Origin of the sequence: Candidatus Magnetaquicoccus inordinatus (genome assembly GCF_004217665.1) — a bacterium.
GTDB classification, from domain to species: domain Bacteria; phylum Pseudomonadota; class Magnetococcia; order Magnetococcales; family Magnetaquicoccaceae; genus Magnetaquicoccus; species Magnetaquicoccus inordinatus.
Genome location: NZ_RXIU01000397.1, coordinates 1 through 1,666 on the forward strand (window position 1 = coordinate 1; position 1,666 = coordinate 1,666).

A 1,666-nucleotide genomic window follows, 5' to 3' on the forward strand; every position below is an offset into this window, starting at 1 on the left:
TGTTTGGTCTGGAATGTACGGTGACATTGTACGATTTGACCAACACCTATTTTGAAGGTGAGGAAACGAACAATGCCAAGGCACGTCGTGGTCACTCCAAGGAGAAACGGAGCGATTGCCCGTTGTTGACATTGGGGATGGTACTGGATAGCAGCGGATTTGTGCGTCGTTCGGAAGTTTTTCCAGGCAATGTTGGCGAGGCATCTACGCTGGAGGATCCGCCACTTTCCGGCGGGTTGACGACAGGGTCTTGCACGTGCGCAAAGCGACAAAAGCAGAGACAAACCAGAAGTTGATTTACCAAGCTCTTGCCATCGACCCCAACCCCGGTGGATTAAAAAAGATGATTGCTTGATCAAAAAATGGCTAAGGCATCAACTTTGTAGTGCCACTTGCGAAAAATCAGAATCACAATACACTGATATTGCTTGAAAAATTTTGTAGCATGTTAAACATAGGCTAAGCCGACGCGCTTTTTGCGTCGGCTTAAGCGCCTAATGGAAGCAAGCTGTGCGGATTGGCGCGCATTTTTGCGCCAATCCGCACAGCATCCCCATGGGGGTAGAGCTGGCGAGTCATGGCAAATCGGGTAGACCTGGCAGCCAGCACGAACCTGAATAGTTACGTTTCCCCTCTCTTTGGCAAAAAGGAAAGCAGACTCCACTCACCTACCCACTGGTACGGAATGCCGCTCAAACCGCTTTTGAAATGACGAATCCCCTCTGGTGTGGCTGCATCAACCCCTCCCAGATCAAACCAGTCAAGCCCTTGGGAGTGCGCATGGCCAATAGCCAGCCACAATAATTGGTAGTTGCACAACAGACGACGTCCTTCTTCCCGGTTTGCGGCAAGCAGATAACTGGCTGTATCGCCATGATAAACGGAGACCAGTAGCGCGATCCACTCATCCGGACTATCCGGCAGGGAGGCGGTCAACAGGTTCCACCGCCAGGCAGGTGAATGTTGCCGCGCCAAATAGCCAAGCAGGCGCGCATCCACACCAACAAACTGTTTTTCCAGCACAAACTGGCTGTAAAACCCAACAAATCGATCCCAACAAAGTGTGGGAGACTCCCAGCGCAACAGAAGTCTCTGTCGTTCACTTTTTACCAGTAAATTGCGCCATTTACCTGATAACTGGCAGCGCAGTGTCGCCATTTCCTGCTGCAGATCCAGGCGATGTGAACCCCATGGTATTTTTGTGTGACGTAGACGAAAGCCTTGTTGTTGCAAGAGAAGGCGCGTTTCCGTCTGGTCTGGCCAGGGTGGCGCCAGAAAAATGGCCCGGTAACGGCGCTTGTGGGCCAACTCCCGCAAAGCCAGCAAAAACTGTTCCTGCTCCTCCAATGACCAACTGGAAGCGCAGCAGAGCGGCCCGCGATTGATGCGCAGCACGCCCCCCAACCAGGGCACAGACCAGTGCAAACACTGCAACAGACCCCGCACGCAACCATGCTGGTCGGTAATGGCAAAACGGACACCACGACAGAGCCTGTGTTGCGCCATGGCCGAACCATATTCCCAGCTTTGCGTCAGGGTACACAGAGTGGCGTTCTGCCAGTGCTGCTGCCACTGGCTGTAACCCACCTCCTGCATGGACCAGAGCGCCATCAGCGAGGAGAGTGACAGGGACGAGAGAAAAAATATTTTACTTGCTCATTCCCCC

The 1,666-nt window shown here is 53.1% G+C and carries 1 protein-coding gene and 1 pseudogene; one reads left to right on the forward strand and one right to left on the reverse strand.

Translation table 11 applies throughout. The annotated features are described in order from the left end of the window. A pseudogene (locus tag EJP87_RS15970) lies at positions 1 to 215 on the forward strand (IS1634 family transposase); the annotation flags it as partial. 406 nt (positions 216 to 621) lie between these two features. On the opposite strand, the gene EJP87_RS15975 reads toward EJP87_RS15970, so the two are convergent. Continuing rightward, positions 622 to 1,596, reverse strand: coding sequence for a peptidoglycan bridge formation glycyltransferase FemA/FemB family protein (locus EJP87_RS15975; protein ID WP_193771458.1), 975 nt, complete (start codon positions 1,594 to 1,596; stop codon positions 622 to 624). Positions 1,597 to 1,666 lie beyond the last annotated feature (70 nt).

Coding starts and splice junctions, on each gene's coding strand:
- EJP87_RS15975 (WP_193771458.1), bottom strand. CDS start 1,596: ATGCAGGAGGTGGGTTACAGCCAGTGGCAGCAGCACTGGCAGAACGCC.